The organism is Paraburkholderia sp. BL17N1, from assembly GCF_003634175.1.
Taxonomy (GTDB): Bacteria; Pseudomonadota; Gammaproteobacteria; order Burkholderiales; family Burkholderiaceae; genus Paraburkholderia.
Window position 1 is genome coordinate 1,021,469 of sequence record NZ_RBIW01000002.1, and the last position, 25,295, is coordinate 1,046,763.

The following is a 25,295-nucleotide window of genomic DNA, read 5'->3' on the forward strand; positions in this document are numbered from 1 at the left end:
TCTCCAATGCGGCAGGCGGTGGCCGCCCTCGCCGCGTCTCGGTTCGCGCCGGGCGCAGGTGCGCCACGGGCGCCGCCCGGGATATCACGCCGATTGTGCATCGTTGCCGCACTGCGCTCTGTGGCCGGGCGTACAGAGCCGTGGACTGTGTGAATCCTGATCGTGGGGCACGAATGACGCTTCACACCGGCACCCGGGCACGTCACGTGCTTCCGCATTTGGGGCTACGAAGACGACCGCTAAACAGACAACAAGGAGCCGAAAATGAAAGCAAAAACACTGATATGTGCGACCGCTCTCGCCGCGATCTGCGCCTCGCAAGGCGCCTATGCGCAGATTGCCGGACTGCAACCGCTAGGCGGCACGGTCGAGCAAACCAATGCGCTGCTGAAGGGCTGGAGCGTGCGGCGCGCGCTGGTCGACGAGCCGGTCTACAACGATCTGAACGACAAGATCGGCAGCATCTACGACGTGATCATTTCGCCGGACCGCAAGGCGACGTATGCGGTCGTGTCGGTGGGCGGCTTCCTCGGCATGGGCAAGCACTATGTGGCGATCCCGGTGGATCACTTCGAGATCCGCGACGGCAACCTGTTCCTCGCCGGCGCGACGAAGGATGCGTTGAAGTCGGTGCCTGAGTTCGAATACAACAAGCTCGAAAAAGCCACCAAGCCGCGCAAGGTCAAGGCGGAATAATCGACGTGACATGCGCCGATGCGAGCGTGAAACCGCTCACGTTCGCGGCAGCTTTGCTGCGGCTCGCACGGACGGCTCGCGCGGCTACTGATTCGCGGCGGTGACAAGCTGCAGCGGCGTCTCGATCACACTCGACAATTCGCTCTGCTTTCTTTGTTCGGTCACCGCCTTCAACGCCACATCGACGCCGAACACGGCTTGCCTGGCGGCGAACTGATTGACTGTGGCGAGCACGCGGCCGTCGGCGATCAACGGCTTGATCGCATCGATATCGTTGTAGCCGGTCACGTACACACCGCCGGTTCGGCCCGCGTCGCGAACCGCGTCGACCGCGCCCATGGCCATGTTGTCGTTGCCGCACAGCAGGCCGCGAATCTGCGGATGATCGCCGAGCATTTTCGAAGCGGCGTCGCGGCCCTTCCCATATTCCCAGTCGCCGGCCTGAACCGCGACGATGTTGATCCCCGCGGCATTCATTGCATCCCGGCAACCGTCCGTGCGTTGCTGTGCATTGCGATCGGCTGAACTGCCTTCGATAATGCCCACCTGATCGCCCGTCGTGAGCCGCTCCGCCAGATAGTTGCCCACCTGCTGCGCGCCCTTGCGATTGTTCGGACCGACAAACGGCACGGAAATGCCGGCCGCGCCCTGAAACGCCTCGTCGAGCGGATTGTCGATCGAAACCACGATGATGCCCGCCTTGATCGCGCGCGCGACGACCGCCGTCAGCGCCTTCGAATCGGTCGGAGCAAGGACGATGGCGCTCATCTTCGCCTTGATCATGTCTTCGACCATGCGGATCTGCCCAGTCGTTTCGCTTTCCGTTGCCGTGCCGCGCACCGTCAAATCGAATTGCGAGGCGTAATGCTGCTGGTAGTTCTGCGCGGCGGTCGCCATCGCCACCGTGAACGGGTCGCCCAGCGACTTCAGCACGAGCGCGATCTTCAGCTTGCTGCCCGGCGTAACCGCTGCATCGGCCGCGCCGCCGATACCGGCCGCGGCCAGCGCGCCGGCAAACACCACGCGGCGACGCATCCCCCAGGAGGACATCCGTCGGGGCGTCTTCTCCATCATCGAATCTCTCCTTCTGGGCCGCGCTGACGAATCGAAGTGTTGCAGTCGGACGAAATGCGGCTATGGCGCTGCCCGCCGTTCATCGATCGCTCATCAGCGCGAGCAAACGCGCGGTGATTTCATCGAACAACGGCCGGCTGTCGGTCGCCTCGCTCAAGCAATTGTCCTTCAACTCCACGAGCAGCGCCCGACTGTTCGCCGACGCCACCGGCCAGTCGCATCGTTCGAGCAACTCTTCGAGCAGACAACCGTAGGCTCTGACTTCGAGGCGCTGAAGCGCGAGGCCGATGCTCCTATCGCCCAACGCATAGAACGACGCCGCGCCGAAATCTCCCAGCAACGCACGCCCCTGTCCGCCGTACAGGATATTGTGCGCGTACAGATCGCCATGCATGATGCCTTGCTCATGCAAATGACGCGCCGCCGACGCGATACCGTACGCAATGCCCAACGCTGAAGCCATATCGAAGCGCGTGTCGGCGCCATAAATATCGCGCGTGCAGGATTCGAGACTCGGCGGACCGGCGAGATTCGTGAATCGCGGATCGATCAGTTCCATCACGAGGCCGTGCGTGCCGGCGGGATGATCCTTCACTTTCCCCGCTACCGGAATCAGGTTTGCATGATCGCCCGCGCGAATGCAGGCTGCCATTTCGCAGTCGGGTAGACCGTCGCTAGTCACCGCGCCCTTGAACAGTTTCACCGCGACAGAGCGGGACGCGCCGTGCCGGCCCGCAAGCGCCGCGCGATAGATGACGCCGGAGGCGCCCTCGCCCAACGGCGCCTCGAGTTTCAAATCATGCCACGCAATCGCGGCGCTCGGCGTGTCGATCAGCGCTGCCGCTTCGAGCGCCTCGCTGAACGGATTACCGGCGTATGCCAGCCAGGATAATCGTGGCAGACGCATCAACCAGTCAGGCAGTCCGTCGAGTTGATTCGCGGCGAGCCGCAACAATTCGAGCTGCGAGCAGGCGGCCAATTCCTCGGGAAGCGCTCGCAGACGATTGCCCGCCAGCATCAGCTTTTGCAGTTGCGCACAGCGGCCGAGCTCGGCTGGCAACGTTTCGATCTGATTGTCCGTGAGGATCAACCAGCGCAATTGCGGTGGCAGCGCTTTGCCGGATACCTGCCGGATGCGGTTGGCCTTGAAGCCGACCATGCTCAATTGCGAACACTGTCCCAGCACTTCGGGCAATTCGGTGAACGGGTTGTCGGAGCCGAAGAGAATGCGCAGCTTGCGCAGACGTGGCAGATCGTCGGGCAGCGAGGTGAGCGCGTTGCCCGACAGGTCGAGAACTTCCAGCGTGTCGGCGAGGTCGAAAATCTCGCGCGGAAATTCGGTCAGGCCGCAAGCCAGTTTCAGCCGGCGCGTGCCCGCGAGCTGGCCGGCCCGCAGTTGATCAAGTGTCGTCGTCACAGTCGTGGAAGAGGGGTCCGGTTGCCGGTGCGCTTCGTATCGAAGGTATCAATTCTACTGAGTCGCGAGCGTCGCGCGAAAATGCTTGAAAAGGGTTGTACAGTGATGCATCGTCCCGTCCAGAGCAATCAGCCGCCGGCCGACACCGGTCGCGAGGAATTGGACAGCAAGATCCGGAGCGCAATCAGAGAGAGCGAGGCTCACACTGTCGGATATTCGGCGCGCCTCGCGCGCGTATTCGCAGACTCGCATCGCGCCTCTGTGCCTCCAACCAGTCAGGAACAAGCAAAGTGACATACGCCTACAAGTTGATGGACTCGCCCGTCGGCCAGTTGAAACTCGTTGCAAACGGCGAGCGCCTCGCCGCCATTCTGTGGGAGCACGACAAGCCGAACCGCGTACGTCTTGGTGAGCTGATCGAAGCAAATGACCGGCCCGTGCTGATCGAGACCGAACGGCAACTGAACGAGTACTTCGCCGGCACGCGCCATGAATTCGACCTTCCGCTGACGTTCCAGGGAACGGACTTTCAGAAGCAGGTGTGGGCCGCGTTGTTGACCATACCGTTCGGCCAGACGCGCAGCTACTCGGAAATCGCGACGCAGATCGGCAACGTCAACGCGGTGCGGGCGGTCGGCGCGGCGAACGGCAGAAATCCTATTTCCATCGTGGCGCCGTGCCATCGGGTGATCGGCGCGTCAGGTGATTTGACCGGGTTTGCGGGCGGCTTGGCGAACAAGATGCTGCTGCTGTCGCTCGAGGCTGGACAGACTTCGTTCGAAGCGGAAGCGGACGGGCAAACGGACATGTTCGCGCTCGAAGAAAGGGTGACGGTCAAGACTCAGGTCACATCCGAAGCTCAGACGAAACCCGCGCGTCACGCGCCGAGCCGCGGCACGCAAGCGTCACTGTTCGGAAATTGACTGTGTGCATGGTCCGCGATGGCAGCGGACTCGCTGCGTCGCGTTGAACGCTGCGTGATAGATCGTCTTACGGCCCGCATAAAGCATCTATCCTTAAGAAGCCCATTGGGCGTCAACAGGAGGATGACATGCGCATGCTTCTCAACATACGAATCCCGCACGAACCGTTCAATGCCATGGTGCGTGACGGCACTGTCGGGCAAGTGATCGGGAAAATACTGGAAGAAATAAAACCGGAGGCCGTCTACTTCACCGAGCAGAGCGGAGCGCGCGGAGCAGTCGTCGTGGTGGATGTCGACAACGCGTCGGCGATTCCCGCGCTCGCGGAGCCGTGGTTTCTGAAATTCAACGCCGACTGCGAAATGCGCATTGCGATGTTGCCGGAAGACCTGATGAAAGCGGGACTGGAGACTCTCGGCTCGAAGTGGAAATAACGCTTGCCATCGGCGGTTCGCGACGTAGAACGCCGATGGCTGCACAAACATCAACTTGCAGCACCTCGCTGTGATCAGCCCAGTTCGAACGAAGTCACGCCGAACACGCGTTCAATAGATAGGGCCGGTTGTTCCCGCGTGTACATCCGCGCGGTTTCGAATACGCTCGTCATGCCATGCCGCTCGGCCAACGCAATCGCATCGACGTTGATCTCGGGCACATCGAAGAAAAACACTTCGCCGGCAATGCTCGACGTCAGCGCAGCGAACAGACGGGCGGCTATCTCGTCGTTATCGGCGAAGAGCGGGCCGATCTTGTAGCCCGTCAAACAACGACGCAGCACGCCGTAGCCCACCACCTGCCCGTCGTGCATCGCAACTCTCGCCATCGCGCCAGGCTGCGCAAACCAGGCAGCGAGAAAGGGCTCGCGCGCGGCAGGAAAGCATTGCCGATCGTAGTCGTTCAGCGATTCGAAGGGCAACGCCGAAGCATGCAGCAAGTCCACGTAAGACTCGCCTTGCGCGATGTCCTGCGCGACGCCCTGGAAGCGGATGTTGCGATAGGCCAGCTGAAATCCGGACTTCCTGTAATTCGCCTGTTGAGCGAGCACGCCGTCCAGACCGACATTGCGGTTTCGCAAATAGTCCATACCGTGCTGCCAGACGCGCATGCCGAAGCCTCGACCGCGAAAGGCCGGCTTCACGATATAGAGACCGATAAAGCCGAAGTCCTCGCCGTACGCGACAGCGGATAGACACGCCGCCGGTTCGCCGCGCCATTCGCCGATGAAAAACCCGTCCGGGTCGGCCGCACGAAAACACTCGGCATCGTGCAAGCCGGGGTTCCATCCTTCCTGCGCGGCCCATTCGACCGCCAACGCGACGTCCCCGGCCGACATCGTGCGCACGACGAAATCGCCTGATTCGCCTACGATCGTTTCGCCCATTGCTCCTCCAGCATCGACGCCGCGGCCGTGGCCGCGACCTGGCAACCGAGAACGATGTGCGCCTCGGCCGTGTCCTCGATGAAATCGTGGCTCACGCCGCCGATGCTCGGCACGAACATCATGCAAGCCGGCATGCAGCGGGCGATGACCTGCGCGTCGTGCGCGGCGCCGCTCGGCATGCGGATCCACTGGCCGGGCGCCACCGCTTCGGCGGCGCGGGCGAGATGATCCGCGAGCGCCGCGTGCATGGTTACGGGTTGCATCGGTTCGTCGATGGTCGCCAGCTCGACGCTCACCGAGCCGCGTGCGTTGAGGTCCCGTACCAGTTGGGCGAGCCTGTCTTCCATCGCCTGCAAACGCGCGGCGTTCGCGTCGCGGAATTGCAGGTACATCTGCGCTGCGCCAGGCACGACGCTCAGCGAGCCGGGGTCGAGGTCGATGCGGCCCACCGTCCAGACGGTATCGGCATCCGCGAGCTGCGCGAACGCTTCGTTCATCTGCGGGATAAAGGCGACCAGCGCCGCGCCGGCGTCGCGCCGGATCGCCATGGGCGTCGTGCCGGCATGATTGCGCTGCCCCGTGAAGCGCAGCCGCAATTCGCGCAACCCCACGATCGTGGTGACGACCCCGATGGATTTGCCGGCCGCTTCCAGCCGGCCACCCTGCTCGATATGCGGTTCGAGATAAGCGACCTGCCGCCCCGGCTCGAAGCGCGCACGCGGCCGCCCGGCCAGACCTGCGGCGGCGAGCACGTCTTTGAGGCGCTGGCCTTGCCGATTCGTGGCGTCGCGAATCGTCTCGTCGACGTTGTCGCCCACAAAGCTGCGGCTGCCGAGCAGGCCGGAAAACGTGCCTTCTTCATCGATCCACGATGCGACGTCCACCGCGAGGTGACGCGTCGCCTCGTTCTCCGCGAGCGCGCGCGCAATCTCCAGGCCGTAGATCACACCCATCGCGCCGTCGAGCCAGCCGCCGGTCGGCTGCGTGTCCGTATGCGAGCCGATCACGAGCGCGGGCCCGCTTTGGCGCGAGCGTCCGAACACGGTCCCCACGCCGTCGATCACGGCCTCGAGTCCGGCCTCCGTCATGCGCCCGGCCAGCCATTCGCGCGACGCCAGATCCACCGGCGAAAGCGCCAGCCGAACGACGCCTGGGCCGGTGGCGCCGAAGCTGCGCAGTTGCTTGAGATCGCTCAGCAAGCGGTCCGGATCGATCCTCACCACGTTCTCGTCTTCTTCGAATATCGGTTCATGTTGCCCTGCTGTATCGACAGATTACATGGCCTAAGCGTTTCCTAAGGTTGGCCCGTTACCATCCTTCGACATCGACGCGCCGGAGTGGCGCCGACGTCCATCGAGAAACACACCCTATGCAGACACTTGAAGCGTTCAACCAGGCGCTTTTCCTCATGATCGACGCGACGCTATCGACACCGGCCTGGTGCATCGACCTCGCGCGTTCGATCGCAGACTACCTCATCTATCTCGTGCCGCTCTGCCTGATCGCAATGTGGCTCTCCGGCGACGAGCGTCAGCGCGAAACCGCTCTGCGCGCGTGCTGCGTGACGCTCCTCGCGCTCGGCATCAATCAGCTCATCGGCCTGGCGTGGCCGCATCCGCGGCCGTTCGTGCTGGGCATCGGCCATACGTTTCTCGACCACGCACCGGACCCCTCGTTCCCCAGCGATCACGGGACGATTTTCGCGAGCATCGCGCTGACCTTGCTTCTCGGCGGCGTGAAACGGTACGGCTCGCTCATCGTTCTCTCCGGGCTCGCGGTTGCCTGGGCGCGCATCTTTGTCGGCGTTCACTTTCCGCTCGACATGGCGGGCGCGGTTGTCGTCGCGGGCGTGGCTTTTGTCCTGGTCGCGCCACCGTGGCGGCTCGCCGGCCCGAGCATGACGCGCGGACTCATCGCGCTGTATCGCAAATTGCTGGCGTGGCCAATCGAACGCGGCTGGCTGTCGCTTTAGACATGATTCGACACGCAAGCGCGAGTTCACGCACGTCGTGGCAACCCGCCGTCCTATCGCGCCAGCGCCCCGAAAATCGCTCGGCGAGATGTCGTAAGCGCGGCGAAAACGCGCGGGTGGCGTGCGCTCAAAAGTTGGCGAAGAACGCCCGCGCCGCCACCATGCAGAACGACGCCACCAGTTCGCCGTGATACGCCCGCAGCACCGCTGACGCGCCGCCGTCGGCCGCACCTCGCGCCACGGCCTGACTCGCGACCTCTGCCTTCGCGCCCGCGAATCCCTGCTTGACGCGCACATACGGATCGTTGGGCCCGGCGACAGGAGAGTCCACATCCAGCACGGACGTGAGCCCTGCGGGCACATTGGCGTTCTGCCAATACGCCTGCTCGATGCGCGCATTGAAAAAGAACACCGTGGGATCCGACGCGCCGCCACACATCAAAACAGGCGCACGCGGCAGCCAGTTGCGCAAGTCGTTGCGCTTGAATGCCTGGCGCAACGGATGCTGCGGATTTGCTGCCGGTTTCATCGCAAGGCTCGGGTTGGGAAACGCGCCATCGGGATTGGCGGCGGCATCCTCCAGCAATGTCAGGCGATAGGCGTTGCGTACGAGGTTGGCATCGCCGAAGCCCGCGGCAAAGAGCGGTTTCAGGACCGGCGGCGTCAAAGGCGGCGAACCCGGTGGCGTGACCGATGCGTACTGCGGCGCGGGCGGCAGGCTGCTGAAGAGATGCGCGGACGGCAGCTTGCCCGTGCTGAACAGCGTGTTGAGCGGCTGCAAGCTCGGGAGCAGCGTTTTGATACCCGGCGCGTAAGCCGCTTCGTAGAAGTCGCCGGGCTGGCGGTAGATATTCCCGTAAGCATGCTGATAACCCGTCACGATCAGCGTCGAGAAGAGCGTCGCGCCCAGGTTGACTTCGCCTTCGATGAGCGCGTCGGCGGTGGCGGCGAGCGCGTACGGCCCCGAGCCCGGCGCGGACGCCGTCACCTTGACGCCGGCCGCCTGCAGCGCCCGGTGCGTTGCCATTGCAACGAAGCCGCCTTGCGAATAGCCGGTGACAAACAACTTGCCGTTTTCGCGCGTGCCTGCTTCGGGTTGCATGTCGGCTAGCGCCGCGCGCGCCGCTCGCAGCGAGTCGATCACATCGGCGGATTGCTGGTCCGCGTTGAGATACGGGTGGTACGGGAGATCGGAGCCGGCATAGCCCGCATAGTTGGTCGCCACCACGATATAGCCTTGCGCCGCATACAAGGCGGCCACGCTGATGCCCTCTCCGGCACCGTCGCCGTTGCCGGGATCCGTTCGCGTGATATCGGCGAGGTTGTAGTTGCGATACGCGGTGGTGCCGTGCGCATAGAGCATGAGCGGCAGCGGTCCGCTGCATGCCGCCGAACTTCCTGACGGGATCATCAACGCGCCGCTCGCCTGAGTGGGCTCGCCCGCGCCGCCGATGGTCCGGTAGCGAAAGCTCACGATCTCGACGCCGCACGCGGGCGCGCCGGCTATCCGCGCAAGCTGCCGGCCGCCCGCGCTCGACGCCAGTAAATTCGCAAACTCCGCGGCGCTCAGCTTCAACGTGACGCGATGATCGAGAAGCTGGCCGCGGGAACTGCACGCTTCGCCGCAGCGGGAATCGGCGGGCGCGCCGGCGCACGCGGCCAACGCGCAACATGCCAGCAACCCGAGGGCCGCGTTTCGGATAGCTACCCACATGTGAGGCTCCGTCTTGTTGGTATGGCGACGAGTGGCGGCCTTGCAGAGTGACAGGAGTATAGGTAAACCGGCGGCCTCAGCCCGATTCGCCACTGGCGTGCGCCAACAACTCGTCGGCCCTCGACAGAAACAGCTTCAGCACCGGCGATGTATTCGACCTGCTATAGCCGATCACGAGATCGACGGTCGGCGTCTCACCTTCCAATGGCCGGCTGACCACCGACCACGGCAGCAGGTTGGTCGCATACTCGGGCATCAACGCGAGCCCGCGCGTGGAGGCGACCAGCGACATCGCCATGGCCAGGTTGTCGACGCCGTGCTCGGGCGCGACCGCGATGCCGTTTTCGTGCAGATAGCGCTGGATCACATCGTGCAGCACGCGCGCCTTGTTCGACGCCATGATGAAAGTTTCGCCGGCGAAGTCCTCGGACCGTATCGCACTGCGCTCGGTGAGTCGATGATCGCTCGGCATGAGCACGATGAGCTTCTCGCTACTGACCACCCGATAGTCCAGATCGAAGCCCGGTTCCGCACGCAGAAACGCAAGGTCGAGCTTGCCGCGCGCAAGCGCGTCGGCGAGGTCGGGCGAATAGTGGCTCGACACCGTGACCTCGATATTCGGCAGCTCGTCGCGCAACACCTGCATGGCGCGCGGCAGCCACGTCATTTCCTGGCCGGTCAGAAAGCCCAGCGCGAAAACCTGCCTGGAGGGCCGCGCGGCACGGCGCGCGGCTTCGGTGGCGGCGTCGACTTGCGACAGCGCGAGCCGCGCGTGGTCGAGGAACGCTTTGCCGGCCGCGGTCAACTCGACGCCGCGCGCGCTGCGGCTGAACAACTCCGCGCCGACTTCGTCTTCCAGATCGCGGATCTGGCGGCTCAGCGACGGCTGCGAGGTGTGCAGACGGCGCTCCGCCGCCACCGTCAGGCTGCCCGTTTCGGCGACGGCCACGAAGTACCGCAGATGTCGAAGCTCCATAAATCCTCTTAGAGTATTCACGCGAACGGCATGCCTGACAGGCATGCCCGTCAGCCTACAAAGTCTTTTTCCTTTGCACAAGCCCCCACTACATTACCTCTCACGCAGCGCGGCGCGGGACCGCTTGACCGACACCACGGCTTTCGACGCGCACCCGCACTCCATGCCTTTCATCTATATCGACGAGGAACCGGAAATGAACCAGATTGCTGCTTCGAACGACGCCACCACGACCCGCCATACCCATCAGACCGCGCCGACCCGTTATGTCGACGCGAACGGCATCCGCTTCGCGTATCGCCGTTTCGGCAAGTCGGGCGGCGTGCCACTGGTGTTCAACATCCATTTCATCGGGACGATGGACCACTGGGACCCGGCCGTGACCGATGGCCTCGCGCAGGATCGCGAAATCATTCTGTTCAACAACGCCGGCATTTCGAGCACGTCCGGCGAGGTGCCGGAGTCGATCGAAGAGATGGCCGCCAACGCCGCCGCGTTCATCAAGGCGCTCGGCCTCGAGCAGGTCGACGTGCTGGGCTTTTCCATGGGCGGCCTGATCGCGCAGACGCTGGCGATTGCCGAACCGGCGCTGGTGCGCCGCGTGATCCTGATCGGCACCGGCCCGCGCAGCGGCGAGGCGATGCAATCGCTGACGCCCGAGGCTCAGGAAATTTTCAGCGCAGCGTATGCGCGACCGGATGATCTGTGGCTGCGTGTGCACTTTGCGCCTTCCGATGCGAGTCAGACCGCCGGCCGCCGCTTCCTGCAGCGCTTCCGCCAGCGTAGCGAAGGACGCGACCCCGAGGCCAATGAGAAGGTCGCGCCGGCCCAGCTCGCGGCGCTCGCCAAATGGGGCGCGCCGCGTGAGAACCCCTTCGACTATCTGAAAGCCCTCAGGCAGCCGACGCTCGTCGTCAACGGCGACCACGACGTGATCATCTATTCGATCAACTCGTGGATTCTTCAGCAGAACCTGCCGAACGCGCAGTTGATCATCTATCCCGATGCCAACCACGGTTCGCTGTACCAGTATCCGGAGCGTTTTGTGGCCCACGTCGCGCAGTTCCTCGCCGACAGCGGGTCCGCGGTCTGAGCCTCACCACCTTGATTGCCTCGCGCTCGAATCAACTCGAAGGAGTTTCACCATGAACGACCTCACAGGAAAAACCGCGCTCGTCACGGGCGCCTCACGCGGCATCGGCCGCGCCAGTGCCCTCGCGCTCGCCAGGGCCGGCGCCCAGGTGCTGGTTCACTACAGCAGCGGCGAGAAAGAGGCGGATGCCGTGGTCGCGGAAATTCGCGCGGCCGGCGGCAATGCGCAGAAAGTCGCCGCTAATCTGCGCGCGGCGGATGGCCCGCATACGCTCGCCAGACAGGTTCGCGCCGTGATCGGTCATCGGCTGGATATTCTGGTGGCCAACGCCGGGATTTCAAAGGGAGCCAGCATCGAGGACACGACCGTCGAGGACTTCGACGATCTGTTCGCCGTGAACGTGCGCGCGCCTTACTTCCTCGTGCAGCAGTTGCTGTCGGTGATGTGCAAGGGCAGCAGCGTGGTGCTGCTGTCGTCGCTCGCGGCGCGCGCCGCGGTCGGCACGTTGTCGGCCTACGCCGCTACCAAAGGCGCGGTCGACACGCTCGTCAAGCATTTCGCCGCCGCGCTCGGTGAACGTGGCATTCGCGTGAATGCAGTCGCGCCGGGTGTGGTTGAAACCGATATGTCGAACTTCACGAGGACCGACACGGGACGCGCGGCGACGCTGGGTATGCAGGCGCTCAAGCGGGTGGCGCAACCGGATGACATCGGCGGCGCCGTGGCTTTTCTCGCCTCGGATGCCGCCCGGTGGGTCACAGGCGAAACCTTGCATGTCGACGGCGGTTCGAAGCTCTGAATCCGTGCACGCGATTCGATTCGTAATCGCGCCGCCGGGAAGACTTTCCGGCATGCCGCCCATGCGCGGCGGCATGCCGTGAGCTTCGCCGGCGCGATCCGGTGCGCGTCTCAAGCGGCAAGCGAGCCGCTTACTTCCACAACGTGCGGCCGAAAAACGTCAGCGTGCGGTCCCAGGCCAGTTGCGACCACACCGGATCGAACTGCGTCCTCGGAATACGGCCCGGGCCGACCGCCGTTTCGTTCGCGAACGCATGGTGTGCGAGATAGCGGTGAAACTCGACGTCGACATTCGCGTCCTTCAGTTTGGTTTCCAGCGCGTCGACCGTTTCAGGCACGAAGAAGTCGTCTTGCAGCGCCCAGTGACCGATCAGCGGCGCCTTGATTTTCGCGGCGTCGATATATTCCAGCGGCGGGTAGCCATACCAGACCACGCCGGCCGACACTTCGGGGACATTGCACAGTGCGAGCAGCGTCAGCGCGCCGCCCATGCAAAAACCCGTCACGCCGACATTCGTCGCATGCTGCTTCAGATACTGGACGGCGCCGCGCACATCCTGCGTGGCGGCGTCGCCGAAATCGAGGCCGTCGAGCAGATGGTGGGCTTCTTCCTCTTCCACCGTCGTTTTACCTCGGAAGAGATCGGGCACCAGCGCCAGATAGCCGGCCTGCGCGAGCCGGTCAGCCACGCCGCGAATCTGTTCGTTGACGCCCCACCACTCCTGAATCACCACGATGGCGGGCGCACCCTCCAGCTTCTGCGGCTTGGCGAGATAGCCCTGGATCTGCTGGCCGTCGGGCCGGCTAAAGGTGATCATCGAACCTGCTGTCTGTGTCATCAGTCGCTCCTCGAAGTAGACGAAAGCGCTAGCATAGTCCCAGCGTGGCAGGTTCTGCTCGCCCGCTGCCGCGACCGGCCGGCCGGTGCGAACAGCGCGCCGCGCAGCGAAGGATTTGCTGGCCGGCACCAGCTTGACGTGATCGAGTTGCAACGCCATGAAAAGCCGCGCCGCGTCGTCAATGGAATCCACGGCCATCAAAAATCCGCAGCGGCGAGTCGCGCTTCAAGTCTGGAAATAGCGCGGCCGGTCGAGGTCGGCGATCAAGCCCGGCTGCTTCGGTTCCCAGTCCAGCAGCTTGCGCGTCTGTTCGCTCGAAGTCGGAGCATCCAACCCGGCAAACAGCGCGAACCAGCCGAAATGGTCGGCTGCCTCATCGGCAGTTCGCGCGACGACCGGCACGTTCAGGCGCCGGCCGATCACTGTGGCGATCTCCTTGAGTGGCACGCCTTCCTCGGTAACAGCGTGATACCGGCTGCCGGCGCCGCCACGTTCGAGCGCGAGCCGGTAGACGCGGGCGGCGTCGAGCCGGTGCACCGCCGGCCAGCGGTTGAGACCTTCGCCGATGTAGGCTGAGACGCCTTTTTCACGCGCCAGGCCGATGAGATGAGGAACGAAAGCATGGTCGCCGTCGCCATGCACCGACGGCGGCAGACGAACCACCGACGCGCGCACGCCACGCGCCGCCAGCAACGCAGCCGTTGCCTCCGACACGCGAGGATAGGCATCGGAGCGCGGCAATGGCGCATCGTCCTCGGTTGCGAGGCGGCCCGACGCCAGCAACGCGACCCCGGACGTCACGAGCAGCGGACGCTCCGAGCCGACGAGCACGGAGCCGAGCGCTTCGATCGCGCGCCGGTCCAGTTCGCAGTTCTCCGCGAATCGGGAGAAGTCGTGATTGAAGGCCGTATGAATCACGCCGTCGGCAGCCGCCGCTCCGGCTTTGAGACTATCAAGGTCCTCGAGCGAACCGCGTTGGACCTCCGCGCCCGCCCTGGCCAGAGACTCGGCTGCGGCATCCGAGCGTACAAGGCCGAGCACCGAATGTCCGGCGGCAATGAGTTCGGCAACCACGGCGGAGCCGACGAATCCAGTCGCTCCGGTAACAAAGACGCGCATCGTAAGACCCTCCGGTTGAAAACGAAGGTCGACTATCGGCGCGTTTCCTTCACAGATGAAGTAGTGACGTTTTAGGGGTATACGCACTAACAGGATCAGCCATTCAGATGTCAGGCAAGCATCTTGCTGAACTTACGCACGATAAAACGAACATCTTCAATGTCCGGAGCGCGGGATGCATCAGTTGAATCGCTTTGCCTTATTCATGCTGCTGCCGCTCGCCGCGTGCGCGGCGGGGCCGTCGAGTCCCACCGATACCGGCTTTGGCCCGTCGCCGGTATTGCCGGCGCCAGAATCGTCGCTGATGACCACGGTCAATATCGCGCCCGTTCAGCCAGCGGCCTCCGACTTCCTCCCGACCGCGCCAAACGGGTTTGTGGTGACGAAATTCGCCCGCGACCTGGCTCACCCGCGCTGGCTTTACACGTTGCCGAACGGCGACGTGCTCGTAGCGGAAAGCAATGCACCCGAGCAGCACGACGAAGGCAGCGGCATATTCGGCTGGGTCAGAAAACAGGTGATGAAACGCGCGGGAGCGGGCACGCCGAGCCCCGACCGTATTGTGCTATTGCGCGATACCACCGGCAGCGGCGTCGCCGATCAGCAGACGGTGTTCCTCAGTGGCCTGCACTCGCCGTTCGGCATGGCGCTGATCGGCAATCAACTCTATGTCGCCGATACGGACGCCATTCTGCGATTCGACTACACGCCCGGCGCGACGCAGATCGCAACACCTGGCGTGAAGGTGGCTGATCTGCCGGCTGGGCCGATCAATCATCACTGGACCAAAAACATTTTGGCCGACCGTTCGGGCAAGCATCTCTACGTGACGGTGGGATCGAACAGCAACGCGGGAGAAAACGGCGTTGACGCTGAAGCCGACCGCGCACGGATTCTCGAATTCGATGTGGCGTCGGGCCAGATGCGGCCCTTCGCGACAGGGCTGCGCAATCCCAATGGACTGTCCTGGCAGCCTGACAGTGGCGCGCTGTGGACAGCAGTCAACGAGCGCGACGACCTGGGCAACAACCTCGTGCCCGATTACATGACTACCGTGAAAGACGGCGCGTTTTACGGCTTCCCCTACAGCTATTACGGCCAGCATATCGACACGCGCGTCAAACCTCAGCGCCCCGACCTGGTCGCCACGGCCATCGCACCGGACTATGCGCTCGGCAACCATACCGCATCGCTCGGACTGGTTTTTTACGGCCGGACGCTGTTTCCCGCGCATTATCGCGGCGGTGCTTTCGTCGGTCAGCATGGCTCGTGGAATCGCAAGCCGTATAGCGGCTACAAGGTGGTGTTCATCCCATTCGTCAAAGGCCAACCCGCAGGCGCTCCCGAAGATTTCCTGAGCGGATTTCTGACCGCCAACGGTCACGCCGTGGGTCGGCCAGTCGGTGTCGCGGTGGATGCGCGCGGGGCGCTGCTGGTGGCGGACGACGTCGGCAATGCGGTCTGGCGTGTGACACCGCGAATCGATAGCGGCGCGGCAGTCGGCACGCCGCCGGCGCAATAGCAGCGAATCCGCAAACCGCTTATCGGCGGCACAACGGCGATCACTCCGGTCCCGCGAGTTAGAACCGCTCCAGCACGCCAAGCTGCACACCCTTGACCGGCGCGCCGGGATACGCGACCGGCAGCCCGGTCACGTTGACGCCGCGCAGAGTGAAGCTGGCCCTGTCGTGATTCGCCAGATAGGCCCCGCTGAAATAGAACAGCAAACTCCGTGAAAAGTTGTATTCGAACGCCACGCTGAACTGGTCGGCGCTCGCACCGGCGCCGGTATAGTCGCGCACATGCGCATAGCCGAGCGATGCGCGAGCAATCGGAGAAAAACTGTATTGCGCCGAGAGCGAGCCACCCGCGCCGTGATAGAGCGGCGTGCCGCCATCGCCGTTAAAGAACGCGAGCCACACACGCACCTTGTCGATCGCGTAGGTCGCGCCGCCGAGATTCGCCCGCAGCGAGCCGGCGCCGTGTGTCTGTTGTCGCGCGTATAGCAGCCTGAAGTTGTCGAGTTGATAGGCAGCGGTCACATAGTAGCCGTCGATGCCGTTGCCGTCGTTCTCAGACGGATCGCGCGTGGCCGTCATCACCGTCGCGCTGAAGCCGCCGACGACCGGCGACTGGTACTCGATCGCGTTGCTTGCGTAGGGCGTGATCTTCGACAGGTTGTTCAGTCCGGACGCGATCGTGCCGGCGCCGAACGCATCGAGGCCGCCTTTGAAGGGGATGTAGATAGGCGAATATTGCCGGCCGAAGCGCACCTCGCCCCAGGCATTGCGCGCGCCGATCCACGCCTGACGATTGAATAGAACACCCGGAGTCTGAAGCGTGCCGTCGACCGAGCTAAAGCCGTTTTCCAGCGTGAAGATGATATCGGTGCCGTTGCCGAGCGGCTCGCTGCCCCGCAAGCCGACCCGCGAACCGCGATACGCACCCGAGTCCAGACGCGGAGTCCAGCCGGACCCTGGGTCGGTTATTTCGAGGCTGGTGTCCAGCACGCCGTACAGCGTGACGGAGCCCGTGCCTCCGTTGGAGGCCGCCACGCTTTGCAAGCAAAATAACAGCGCCGCGCCAGCCACGCCTGCGCGCCAGCCCACGTAACGGCTCCAGGCGGCCACCCGCGCCACCGGATCCCACGTTCGTCGCGGCTTGTCGAGTTGAGTTTTCGCGGCACCGACCAGATGCAGTCCTCCATGGGCACGTCGAACATATGTTCCGGAATGAGGACGCTCACCGCCGCATCACGAGTGGAATGTGAAGAGGCGTTGAACGGTCCAGCAGCGAACATAACAGACCTGAGCCGGATTGCAATTTTCAGCGCAGCAATTCAGAGCGCTCAGGTACGCTCGGGACCGTATAACGTTCAAACGATGGCTGCAACTCCGCGCGCTTCTTTCGCTGCCGGCCTATGCACTCGCAACGGCGTGGCTCCCTCACCGGGACCTTGCTGCTGCAAGTTGAACTGGCTGATCGACACCTGCAGCAGCCTCGCCTGCTCGGTCAACGTCTGCGCCACCGCCGCGGCCTGCTCGACCAGCGCCGCGTTTTGCTGCGTCACGCTATCCATCTGCGTGACGGCGTCGCCGACCTGATCGATACCGGCGCTTTGCTCGGCGGCGGCCGCCGCAATATCGCGCATGACGCCCGACACTTTGGCAATGGCGTCGCGCGCGGAGTGAATCGTCGCGCCGGTTTGCCCGACGAACTCGGCGCCGGTCCCGACCTTGTCCACCGCCCGGCTGATCAGCGTGCGAATTTCCTTCGCTGCCGCTGCGCTGCGCTGCGCGAGCGTGCGCACCTCGCCGGCCACGACCGCGAAACCACGCCCCGCGTCGCCGGCCCGGGCCGCTTCGACCGCCGCGTTCAGCGCGAGAATATTGGTCTGAAACGCGATGCCTTCGATGACCGAGATGATCTCCACCATCTTGTGCGATTCTGTCGATATCTCCTGCATCGTCGATACCGCTCGCGCCGCCATCTCGCCGCCGCGATTGACGATCTGCTCCGCGCCGGCGGTCAGCTGGCTCGCTGTCTGCGCGTTCTCCGCCGTTTGCCGGACCATGGCCGTCATTTGCTCCATGCTCGCCGCGGTTTCCTCGAGCGATGCCGCCTGATTCTCCGTGCGCGCCGACAGATCGGTGTTGCCGCCGGCAATCTCGCGCGCGCCCGTCGCCACTTTGTCGGCCGCGCCCTTGATCTGTTCGATCGTGTGGGCGAGCGCGTCGCGCATAAGGTGCATGGTGTGCAGCAGGCTCGACTCGTCGCCGTGACGGAGGTTGATGGGAATGGCGAGGTTGCCCTGAGTGATTTCGCCGGCCACTTGCGCAACGTAGACCGGATCGCCGCCGATCGTGCGCCGGATGCTGCGATTGGTCAGCGAGACAAGCGCGGACAGCAGCAGCGCCACGACCGCAAAGATTGCGCCGACGAAATACAGCGATTCCTTGAACGCGGCGTCGATGTCATCCACGTAAGCGCCCGTGGCGATGATCCAGTCCCACGGCGCGTAACGCACCACGTAGCCGATCTTGCCGACAGCAGCCGAGGGCGGGTCTTGCGGATGCGGGAAAACATAATCGACGAAGCCGCCGTTCGGCTTCTGCGCGACGGCGGCGAACGTCACGTAGTGGTGACGGCCGTCGGCATCCGCGGTACCGGCGAGATCCTTGCCGTTCAACGCAGGCTTCATAGCATGCATGACCATGCGCGGCGTCGAATCGATGACGAGAAAATAGCCGTCCTCGCCGTAGCGTATGCCGCGCAGCCGTTCGAGCGCCTGCCGGCGGGCGTCCGCTTCGCCAAGCGCGCCGCTCTTCGCCAGCGCCGCATATTCCGTCACGATACTGAGTCCGACATGCGCGACGTTCACGAGATCGTTTTTACGCTCCTCGATGCGCGTCTGCCGCGACAGCCACGCCGCCGACACCGACACGGCGAGAAGTGCCACGAGGCTGACGGCCAGCGGCAGCCAGAGCTTTTGTGTGAAACTGAATCGGACCATGCACGCGCCCCACGTCGGTATCGAATGATCGAGCCGGGCCGCGTCATGGCAACAGGTGCCGATATGGCATCGGCGCGCCGTTGCGTGTTTGCGACCACCCGATTCATTTATCGGCAAGCGCGCGCATCTTTTGTGTAGAGACAAACCCTTTACGGGGAGCGAGTGAGCCTGAGCTATCGCAATGCCTTCGGCTCGCGGTTGCCTCAGTGCTTCTCATACTCGTCATGCCGGCGCCACCACACACCCGTTTCGTTACGTCCTTTGGGCGCGCGGTCGAGCCACTGATACATGCCCCAGAGTGCGTCCACGCCGCGTCCGTAAGTGGAATACGTGTGGTACACGGCGCCGTCTTCGAGCACGAACGCGCTCATGCCGGGCCGGTCGAGCGAATACGTGGGCGCGTCGGTTCCGCAGGCAGTCGCGAACTCGACCACGGGCGCCGGCGCGGGTGTCGCATCCATCGCATGGCCGCCGCGCTGGTAATTGTATTCGACGCTTCCCTCGCGCTGCTGCTGCTCGGTGAACGAGACGTTGCTGTCGAAGTTGAAGTCGCTGCCCGCCGACGACGCCCACGGAAATGTCCATCCCATGCGCCGCCTGTACGCCTGCAGCTTCGCGAGCGGCGCCCGCGATACCGCCGTCATGGCGACGTCGTGATTCGCCAGATGCACCACGGAACCATTGAACCCGTCCGCGACCGCCGAACACGACGGACAGCCCGCGGCGTAGTCGGGGCCGAACATGAAGTGGTAGACGAGCAACTGCGAGCGTCCCCGGAAGAGATCGGCCAGCGAGGCGCTGCCTTCATCGGTCTCGAACCGGTATGGCTTGTCGATCCGGACCCAGGGCAGCGCTTGCCGCTGCCGGGCCAGTTCGTCGCTCTGCCGCGTGAGCGCCTTTTCCGCCTCGAGCAATTCGAGCCGCGCGGCCAGCCATTCTTCCCGTGTGCCGATGCTGTGTTTCGTCGTCATGCTTGCCTCCTTGCTTCGCTATGCGAAGTGCTGTGGGTGGGTCGTGCTAGATTAGCCCCGGGCTTCGAACGATGGGAGTGACAAGTGTGGCGTGATTCACCTCGACCATGGACTCGCTAGTCACGGCGGCGGCGCGCGCGCTCGCCGCGGGTGATCCGCTCGGCGCGCTGAATCGCGTCGCCTTGCGCGACGACGCGCCCGCGCTCGCGCTGCGCGGCATCGCCATGGCGCAGCTCGGCGATCTGGTGCGGGCGAAGGCGCTCTTGCGCAGCGCCGCGCGTGCCTTCGGTGCGCGAGAGCCGGTGGCCCGCGCGCGCTGTGTCGTCGCCGAGGCCGAGATCGCATTCGCCTCGCGTGATCTGAACTGGCCCACGAAGGCACTGGAATCTGCGCGCGCCACGCTCGAAGCGCACGGCGACCGGCTCAACGGCGCGCATGCGCGCTATCTCGCGGTGCGGCGCCTGCTGCTGATCGGGCGTCTCGACGAGGCCGAACGCGCGCTCGCCGGACTCGATCCCACGCCGTTCCCGCCCGCTTTGAGAACCGCACACGAACTGGTGGTGGCCGGTGTCGCGCTGCGCCGCCTTCAGACCAAAGCGGCACGCGCCGCACTGGAGCGAGCCCGGCGAGCGGCGGGTCTCGCGGGTATCCCTGCTCTGACGGCGGAGGTCGACCACGCCGCGCTCGTTCTGAACGCACCCGCGGCGCGACTGTTCGCGCGCGGCGACGAACGTCCGTTGCTGCTCGACGAGGTGGAAGCGCTGCTGGCATCGAAAACATTGATCGTGGACGCGTGCCGTCACGTGGTGCGCGACGCGGGAACGGTGATCTCGCTCGCCAGCCGACCGGTGTTGTTCGTGCTCGCCCGCGCACTGGCCGAAGCGTGGCCCGCGGACGTATCGCGCGACGTGCTGGTTGCGCGAGCCTTCAGGGCCAAGGCCGCCGACGAATCGCATCGCGCGCGCCTGCGGGTCGAACTTGGGCGGCTGCGTTCGGTGCTTCGCACAGTAGCCGGCGTGAGCGCGACGCGGTGCGGGTTCGCGCTGGTGCCGCGACACGCGCAAGAGGTGGTCGTGCTGGCGCGGCCTGTCGAAGATAAATATGCACCCGTGCTGGCCTTGCTCGCGGACGGAGAATCGTGGTCGAGTTCGGCCCTCGCGCTTGCGCTCGGCGCGAGCCAGCGCACCGTGCAGCGGAGCCTCGATACGCTCGCGGCGCAAGACAAGGTGCAGTCGCTGGGCCGGGGTCGCGCGCGTCGCTGGATGACGCCGCCCATGCCTGGATTCACGACGACCTTGTTACTCCCCGCCCCGTTGCCGATTGATTAGGATGGCAACACGAAAACCACGAGGGACAAGTCATGAAACGATCAGCCGCCGAAATCATCACCGAGTATGGACCTTTCGAAGGCATAGAACGCGTGCATGGCGTGACGTACGACGGCCAGCACGTCTGGTTCGCAACGGGCGACGCGTTGAACGCGCTCGACCCGGAGAGCGGCAAGCAGGTCCGCTCGATCGATGTCGCTGCGCATGCGGGTACGGCCTTCGACGGCGAGCATCTGTTCCAGATCGCCGAGGACCGTATCCAGAAGATCGATCCCAAGACCGGCCGCGTGCTCGCCACGATTCCCGCGCCGGGCGGCGGTACGGACTCGGGACTCGCATGGGCCGAAGGCACGCTGTGGGTCGGACAGTATCGGGAGCGCAAGATCCATCAAGTCGATCCGCAGACGGGGACGATTCTGCGCACCATCGAATCCAATCGCTTCGTGACCGGCGTTACGTGGGTCGACGGTGAACTATGGCATGGCACGTGGGAGGGCGACGAAAGCGAATTGCGACGCATCGATCCGCGCAGCGGCGAAGTTCAGGAGCGGCTGGACATGCCGTCCGGCGTCAGCGTGTCGGGACTCGAATCCGATGGCGGCGATCGGTTCTTTTGCGGCGGCGGAAGCAGCGGCAAGGTGCGGGCGGTGCGGCGACCTAAGTGAGATTGTGAGGTGGCGCCGATTGCAAAAAGCAAGCCGCAATCGGCACCTGCATCAGTCTATTTGCGCTCGCGTCCCGGCAAGTCCTGCAGCAGATCCATGAACGCCCGCACCTTCGCGCTCAGCAAGCGCCGCGAGTGGTAGAGCGCCCAGATCTCGACCGCCGGTCCATCCGCCACACCCCAACAAACGAGCCGTCCCGCTGTCACGTCCTGCTCGACCAGCAATTTGGGCAACATCGCTGCGCCCACCCCATCGAGCACCGCGTCGCGCACCATCAGCAGCGATGAGAGCCGCAGCACCGGCGTCGGCGCGAGCGATCTCAGACCGCTTTCCGTGCGCACGCTCCACGTCGCATTCGCCGAAGCCGCAGCCAGCACGACCGCGGGTACCGCCAACGCGGCGGCTTCGCCGGCGGCCCATGGAGGTATCGACATCGTGGGTGCAGCGACCAGGAGCAGTTCGTCGCCGAGAATACGCCGGCCCACGAGCTGCTGGTCAGGCGCGGGATTGATGCGGATAACCATGTCGTAGCCGTCCTCCACCGGATCCACAACGCGGTCTTCCGCAACCAGTTCGAGTTCGACCTGCGGATAGGCCAACGCAAAACGCGTCGCGATCCGCACCAGCACCACGTGCGCGAACACGACCGGCGCGCTGATCCGCAATCGTCCGCGCGGCACCGGCGCGCGCGACGCCACCGCCTCGCCTGCCTCCTGAATCTCCGCCATCAAACCCCGCGTGCGCTCGTGCAGCACGAGACCTTCTTCGGTCAGCCGCAACGTGCGCGAGCCCCGCTCGATCAGCCGCACGCCAAGCGCTTCTTCCAGTTCCGCCACGCGCCGCGAGAGCGTGGCCTTCGGGCGGTCCAGCGCCCGGCCGGCCGGGCCGAAGCCGCCGTGCAGCGCAACCGCATTGAAATCCGCCAACGACGTCAAATCCATGACCGTTCCAAATATGAGACGAGGTGTCTGGATTTTTGCACTTTCGCTATGAAAACGGAACATCTATTGTGTGGCTACGGGCTGACTTCCAGCCCAGCCAACCCAAGGAGAAAGTCATGGCAATCCTCGTAACCGGTAGTACAGGCGTCGTCGGCAAGCAGGTTCTCGAACATCTTCTGGCGAGCGGCGGCACGCAAATTCGCGCGCTGACTCGCACGCCGGAAAAAGCGCAATTCCCGGACGGCGTCACCGCGGTCCAAGGCGACCTGTCCGACCTGGACGGCTTGCGTCGTGCGATGAACGGCGTCAGCACGCTGTTCCTGCTCGCGCCCAATGCCCCGGATGAACTGACACAGGCGCTGCAGACCCTGAGCGTGGCGCGCGAAGCCGGCGTGAAGGGCGTGGTGTATCTGTCGGTGTTCAAGGGCGCCGAGTATGTCGACGTGCCGCACTTCACCAGCAAACACACGGTGGAGCGCATGATCGAGCACTGCGATCTGCCAGCCACCGTGTTGCGTCCCGCGTATTTCATCCAGAACGACGTGCGCCAGAAAGAGCCGTTGCTGACGCATGGTGTGTACGGCATGCCGATCGGCGCCAAGGGTATTTCGATGGTCGATGTGCGTGATATCGGCGAGGCCGCCGCACGCGAGTTGCTGCGCCGCGAGCGGGCTGCAAGCCGTCTGCCGCGCGAGACGTATGAACTGGTCGGGCCTGACGCGATCACGTCGGAAAGCGTGGCGTCGATCTGGGCCGAAGCGCTGGGACGCACCGTGCGCTACGGCGGCGACGATCTCGACGTGCTTGAACAGCGTCTGAAGGCAGCCGCGCCGGGTTGGCTCGTGTACGACATGCGTTTGATGATGAGCCGCTATCAGCAGGACGGTGCGGTCGCATCGCAAGCGCAAATCGATCATCTCGCGATGCTGCTTGGACGGCAGCCGCGGTCTTATCGGGACTTCGCGGTGGAGATGGCGGCGGCCTGGGCGAAGAGCTAACGACTTACCGTAGCGACGCGCGGCCATCCACAATCGATTGATGCACGCGGCAAGCCGAATGCTGGTACACGATATAGGGCAAAAAACGGCCATGCTTCATGGCCGACAAAACACTCCATCTCCGTACCATGCTATTGCGTTTGCCGCGCGCCGCGTACTCGATTTTGTTCATGAAGGTTCGGGTTCGACGGGCGTGGCCTGCCTGAAAACCGGGTGTCGCTTCGTGGGAAGAAAAGGGCCCGTCGAAGTAAAACTTCGAGAAAAGATCCTCCTATGGAGCATCGTTGGAGTACAGCCCTTTAAACTTGATGCCCCCGATAAAAAAACCGAAGCCGGCGCTGCTTTGCAGCCCTCCGTTATCGCCGGCCATTACCAGCAGCGCCGGTGCGCTTCGAATCGCTACCCCGATAAAGTCCGGTTTGACGATTCCCATAAGTAGAAGATCACGATTGATGCCCAGCATCATCAGTGAGCCGGTGGCGCCGAACAGATAGCCAGCTGCACCTTCAAGATAGACCGTCCCACCTTCAAGGCTCTTAGGGTCGCCCAAGTCGTTTCCCTTGAATGTCTCGGTCAGGAACAGCGCACCTACACTATCAAAACCGGCGGTTGATCCTGAACCGCCCAAATCATCTTTCTTGATGATAATTTTCGGGAGCGCAAGCTTCGGTAGGTGAAGTAACGAGGTGATTTCACGCGAGAAAGTCGGCCCAAACCCGGTGTAGAGATATTGGCAAGAATGGCCGGAAGTGTCATCAAGTACGAACATCCCGCTTTCTGCATTAAAGGAACCGTAGCCAACCCCCGCGCCAGCACTTGTATTGAATTTCCATTTGCTTTTTCTCAGGATCTTCAATGGGCTCTCCAATTGTCGAAAGGCTCTCCGCGCAAACCTGTAACGAAAAAAACTGCTGAGAGCACTACAACGAATAGCGGCCATCGCCACAGATCGACAATACTGTCAATCACGGCCGACCCGTCCGGATCATCGGCGCTATATCGGACAAGGACACTCTCCCCAACCTCGAAGGACTGCGTTGTACCAGTTGGCCGCTCGTAACGCCGCCCATCCTTTGCAATGAATGCTATTTGCGGATGGTGCCCACCAGCATTCAGGCGAATTACCTCACCGGTTGTCACGACGGACGAAAGACGAAACTCAATGGTTGAGTACACATATACGGCAGCGCCGGTTGCCAGGCAAAGCCCTATCGCGAGTGCGAAATAGTTACGCGAACGTTTCATCTTTCCAGGTTTTTCCTTAATATCGAAACTCACGGTCACGGTGCCAGCGCTTACACCAAGACTGCTTTGCAGCTTGTACTCCTGCTTCACTCGCGAGAAAGACAGGCTCACGTGTTCGTGATAGTTGTTATCGAATACGATCGGCTCGACAGACGTAATAACAACGTCGCCCATCTTGATTACAAGGAAGTCAAGCGGCACGCCTCCAGACTTTCGTACCGTAAGGACGACCTCTGGAATGTGTCTGCCCGTCAAGCAATAGCGCATGAGATTGGGACTTGCCCGGTCGATCTGGTGGACGAACTGGAGATCGTTAATAGTTGCCTTGCCGGCGCCTCCGCCCGAGCCAGACATCATTGAGGACTGTTGCGCCATTTTCCAGCGCCAACTGCTTACTTCGATTTGCCCGGCATACACCGCGTCTTGTGACTCGCCGGCAATACCGTTTATCTTGATGAAAATATCCGCCACGTAAAGTCCTTTTATTATTAGCGATGCCCGAACATACCGAACTGCATCGCGGCCAGAAACCCAAGCGGGTCGGAATTTCGCTTAACGCCGCGTCATCATCAGTGAGGCCAGGAAAACGTCGCTATCGGACGTGTCCGAAAAATCGAGGCTAATTGAGCGTG

24 protein-coding genes and 1 pseudogene are annotated in these 25,295 nt (G+C 63.6%); 10 read left to right on the top strand and 15 right to left on the bottom strand.

Going from position 1 to position 25,295, the window contains the following annotated elements; all coding sequences use genetic code 11:
* The first annotated feature begins 264 nt into the window (after positions 1–264).
* Complete coding sequence (locus B0G82_RS24530; protein WP_012426033.1) at positions 265–696, top strand: PRC-barrel domain-containing protein; 432 nt, start codon at positions 265–267, stop codon at positions 694–696.
* 84 nt (positions 697–780) lie between these two features.
* On the opposite strand, the gene B0G82_RS24535 is transcribed toward B0G82_RS24530, so the two are convergent.
* Together B0G82_RS24535 and B0G82_RS24540 are read right to left on the bottom strand one after the other, a co-directional pair.
* Positions 781–1,770 carry a substrate-binding domain-containing protein gene (locus tag B0G82_RS24535; RefSeq protein ID WP_121309330.1) on the bottom strand — a complete coding sequence of 330 codons (990 nt, stop codon included), beginning with the start codon at positions 1,768–1,770 and terminating at the stop codon, positions 781–783.
* A 79-nt stretch (positions 1,771–1,849) separates the two neighbouring features.
* Positions 1,850–3,187 carry a leucine-rich repeat-containing protein kinase family protein gene (locus B0G82_RS24540; RefSeq protein WP_121309331.1) on the bottom strand — a complete coding sequence of 446 codons (1,338 nt, stop codon included), beginning with the start codon at positions 3,185–3,187 and terminating at the stop codon, positions 1,850–1,852.
* 290 nt (positions 3,188–3,477) lie between these two features.
* Between B0G82_RS24540 and B0G82_RS24550 the strand changes: the two genes are divergently transcribed.
* Together B0G82_RS24550 and B0G82_RS24555 are read left to right on the top strand one after the other, a co-directional pair.
* On the top strand, positions 3,478–4,110 hold the full coding sequence (locus tag B0G82_RS24550) for a methylated-DNA--[protein]-cysteine S-methyltransferase (RefSeq protein ID WP_121309333.1): 633 nt from the start codon (positions 3,478–3,480) through the stop codon (positions 4,108–4,110).
* A gap of 128 nt (positions 4,111–4,238) precedes the next feature.
* Positions 4,239–4,544, top strand: a complete 306-nt coding sequence (locus B0G82_RS24555) for a panthothenate synthetase (protein ID WP_121309334.1) — start codon at positions 4,239–4,241, stop codon at positions 4,542–4,544.
* A gap of 74 nt (positions 4,545–4,618) precedes the next feature.
* Here the strand turns inward: B0G82_RS24555 and B0G82_RS24560 are convergent, their stop codons facing one another.
* Both B0G82_RS24560 and B0G82_RS24565 read right to left on the bottom strand, forming a co-directional pair.
* The gene (locus B0G82_RS24560; RefSeq protein WP_121309335.1) at positions 4,619–5,491 is read right to left on the bottom strand and encodes a GNAT family N-acetyltransferase; all 873 of its coding nucleotides are present in this window, start codon (positions 5,489–5,491) and stop codon (positions 4,619–4,621) included.
* Positions 5,473–6,714 carry a Zn-dependent hydrolase gene (locus B0G82_RS24565; RefSeq protein ID WP_121309336.1) on the bottom strand — a complete coding sequence of 414 codons (1,242 nt, stop codon included), beginning with the start codon at positions 6,712–6,714 and terminating at the stop codon, positions 5,473–5,475. The genes B0G82_RS24560 and B0G82_RS24565 overlap by 19 nt, the downstream gene beginning before the upstream one ends.
* Positions 6,715–6,860: 146 nt before the next feature.
* On the opposite strand from B0G82_RS24565, the gene B0G82_RS24570 reads away from it, so the two are divergent.
* Positions 6,861–7,463 (top strand): phosphatase PAP2 family protein, encoded by a 603-nt coding sequence (locus B0G82_RS24570; protein WP_116123034.1) that lies wholly within the window; start codon positions 6,861–6,863, stop codon positions 7,461–7,463.
* Positions 7,464–7,590: 127 nt separating this feature from the next.
* Here the strand turns inward: B0G82_RS24570 and B0G82_RS24575 are convergent, their stop codons facing one another.
* Both B0G82_RS24575 and B0G82_RS24580 read right to left on the bottom strand, forming a co-directional pair.
* Complete coding sequence (locus tag B0G82_RS24575) at positions 7,591–9,177, bottom strand: alpha/beta hydrolase (RefSeq protein WP_121309337.1); 1,587 nt, start codon at positions 9,175–9,177, stop codon at positions 7,591–7,593.
* A gap of 76 nt (positions 9,178–9,253) precedes the next feature.
* Positions 9,254–10,153 (bottom strand): LysR substrate-binding domain-containing protein, encoded by a 900-nt coding sequence (locus B0G82_RS24580; protein ID WP_121309338.1) that lies wholly within the window; start codon positions 10,151–10,153, stop codon positions 9,254–9,256.
* A 196-nt stretch (positions 10,154–10,349) separates the two neighbouring features.
* On the opposite strand from B0G82_RS24580, the gene B0G82_RS24585 reads away from it, so the two are divergent.
* Both B0G82_RS24585 and B0G82_RS24590 read left to right on the top strand, forming a co-directional pair.
* Positions 10,350–11,246: an alpha/beta hydrolase gene (locus tag B0G82_RS24585; protein WP_121310816.1), complete on the top strand. Its 897-nt coding sequence runs from the start codon at positions 10,350–10,352 to the stop codon at positions 11,244–11,246.
* A gap of 52 nt (positions 11,247–11,298) precedes the next feature.
* A complete protein-coding gene (locus B0G82_RS24590; protein WP_121309339.1) occupies positions 11,299–12,045 on the top strand; it encodes an SDR family oxidoreductase in 747 nt (248 codons plus the stop codon).
* Positions 12,046–12,175: 130 nt separating this feature from the next.
* On the opposite strand, the gene B0G82_RS24595 is transcribed toward B0G82_RS24590, so the two are convergent.
* Positions 12,176–12,883, bottom strand: coding sequence for a dienelactone hydrolase family protein (locus B0G82_RS24595; protein ID WP_121310818.1), 708 nt, complete (start codon positions 12,881–12,883; stop codon positions 12,176–12,178).
* A gap of 225 nt (positions 12,884–13,108) precedes the next feature.
* A complete protein-coding gene (locus tag B0G82_RS24600) occupies positions 13,109–14,002 on the bottom strand; it encodes an SDR family oxidoreductase (protein WP_121309340.1) in 894 nt (297 codons plus the stop codon).
* A gap of 175 nt (positions 14,003–14,177) precedes the next feature.
* Between B0G82_RS24600 and B0G82_RS24605 the strand changes: the two genes are divergently transcribed.
* A complete protein-coding gene (locus tag B0G82_RS24605) occupies positions 14,178–15,524 on the top strand; it encodes a sorbosone dehydrogenase family protein (protein WP_121309341.1) in 1,347 nt (448 codons plus the stop codon).
* A 58-nt stretch (positions 15,525–15,582) separates the two neighbouring features.
* On the opposite strand, the gene B0G82_RS24610 is transcribed toward B0G82_RS24605, so the two are convergent.
* The 3 genes from B0G82_RS24610 to B0G82_RS24620 form a co-directional block, all read right to left on the bottom strand.
* Positions 15,583–16,611, bottom strand: a complete 1,029-nt coding sequence (locus B0G82_RS24610) for a porin (RefSeq protein WP_241974823.1) — start codon at positions 16,609–16,611, stop codon at positions 15,583–15,585.
* Between the two features lie 266 nt (positions 16,612–16,877).
* Positions 16,878–18,515: a methyl-accepting chemotaxis protein gene (locus tag B0G82_RS24615; protein ID WP_121309343.1), complete on the bottom strand. Its 1,638-nt coding sequence runs from the start codon at positions 18,513–18,515 to the stop codon at positions 16,878–16,880.
* Between the two features lie 203 nt (positions 18,516–18,718).
* Positions 18,719–19,486, bottom strand: coding sequence for a DUF899 domain-containing protein (locus B0G82_RS24620; protein WP_106278583.1), 768 nt, complete (start codon positions 19,484–19,486; stop codon positions 18,719–18,721).
* Positions 19,487–19,593: 107 nt separating this feature from the next.
* On the opposite strand from B0G82_RS24620, the gene B0G82_RS24625 reads away from it, so the two are divergent.
* Positions 19,594–20,814: a helix-turn-helix domain-containing protein gene (locus tag B0G82_RS24625; RefSeq protein WP_121309344.1), complete on the top strand. Its 1,221-nt coding sequence runs from the start codon at positions 19,594–19,596 to the stop codon at positions 20,812–20,814.
* 32 nt (positions 20,815–20,846) lie between these two features.
* Positions 20,847–21,479 carry a PQQ-binding-like beta-propeller repeat protein gene (locus B0G82_RS24630; RefSeq protein WP_121309345.1) on the top strand — a complete coding sequence of 211 codons (633 nt, stop codon included), beginning with the start codon at positions 20,847–20,849 and terminating at the stop codon, positions 21,477–21,479.
* Positions 21,480–21,535: 56 nt separating this feature from the next.
* On the opposite strand, the gene B0G82_RS24635 is transcribed toward B0G82_RS24630, so the two are convergent.
* Positions 21,536–22,420: a LysR substrate-binding domain-containing protein gene (locus B0G82_RS24635; protein WP_121309346.1), complete on the bottom strand. Its 885-nt coding sequence runs from the start codon at positions 22,418–22,420 to the stop codon at positions 21,536–21,538.
* A 116-nt stretch (positions 22,421–22,536) separates the two neighbouring features.
* Here B0G82_RS24635 and B0G82_RS24640 point away from each other — a divergent pair, with 116 nt between their 5' ends.
* Positions 22,537–23,418 (top strand): NmrA/HSCARG family protein, encoded by an 882-nt coding sequence (locus B0G82_RS24640; RefSeq protein ID WP_121309347.1) that lies wholly within the window; start codon positions 22,537–22,539, stop codon positions 23,416–23,418.
* A gap of 271 nt (positions 23,419–23,689) precedes the next feature.
* Here the strand turns inward: B0G82_RS24640 and B0G82_RS24645 are convergent, their stop codons facing one another.
* The 3 genes and pseudogenes from B0G82_RS24645 to B0G82_RS40620 all read right to left on the bottom strand — a co-directional run.
* Positions 23,690–24,274 carry a hypothetical protein gene (locus B0G82_RS24645; RefSeq protein ID WP_121309348.1) on the bottom strand — a complete coding sequence of 195 codons (585 nt, stop codon included), beginning with the start codon at positions 24,272–24,274 and terminating at the stop codon, positions 23,690–23,692.
* Positions 24,271–24,663 (bottom strand): DUF3592 domain-containing protein, encoded by a 393-nt coding sequence (locus tag B0G82_RS41245; protein ID WP_347237581.1) that lies wholly within the window; start codon positions 24,661–24,663, stop codon positions 24,271–24,273. The genes B0G82_RS24645 and B0G82_RS41245 overlap by 4 nt, the downstream gene beginning before the upstream one ends.
* 12 nt (positions 24,664–24,675) lie before the next feature.
* Positions 24,676–25,134, bottom strand: a pseudogene (locus B0G82_RS40620) (type VI secretion system tube protein Hcp); the annotation flags it as partial.
* Between the last annotated feature and the right edge of the window lie 161 nt (positions 25,135–25,295).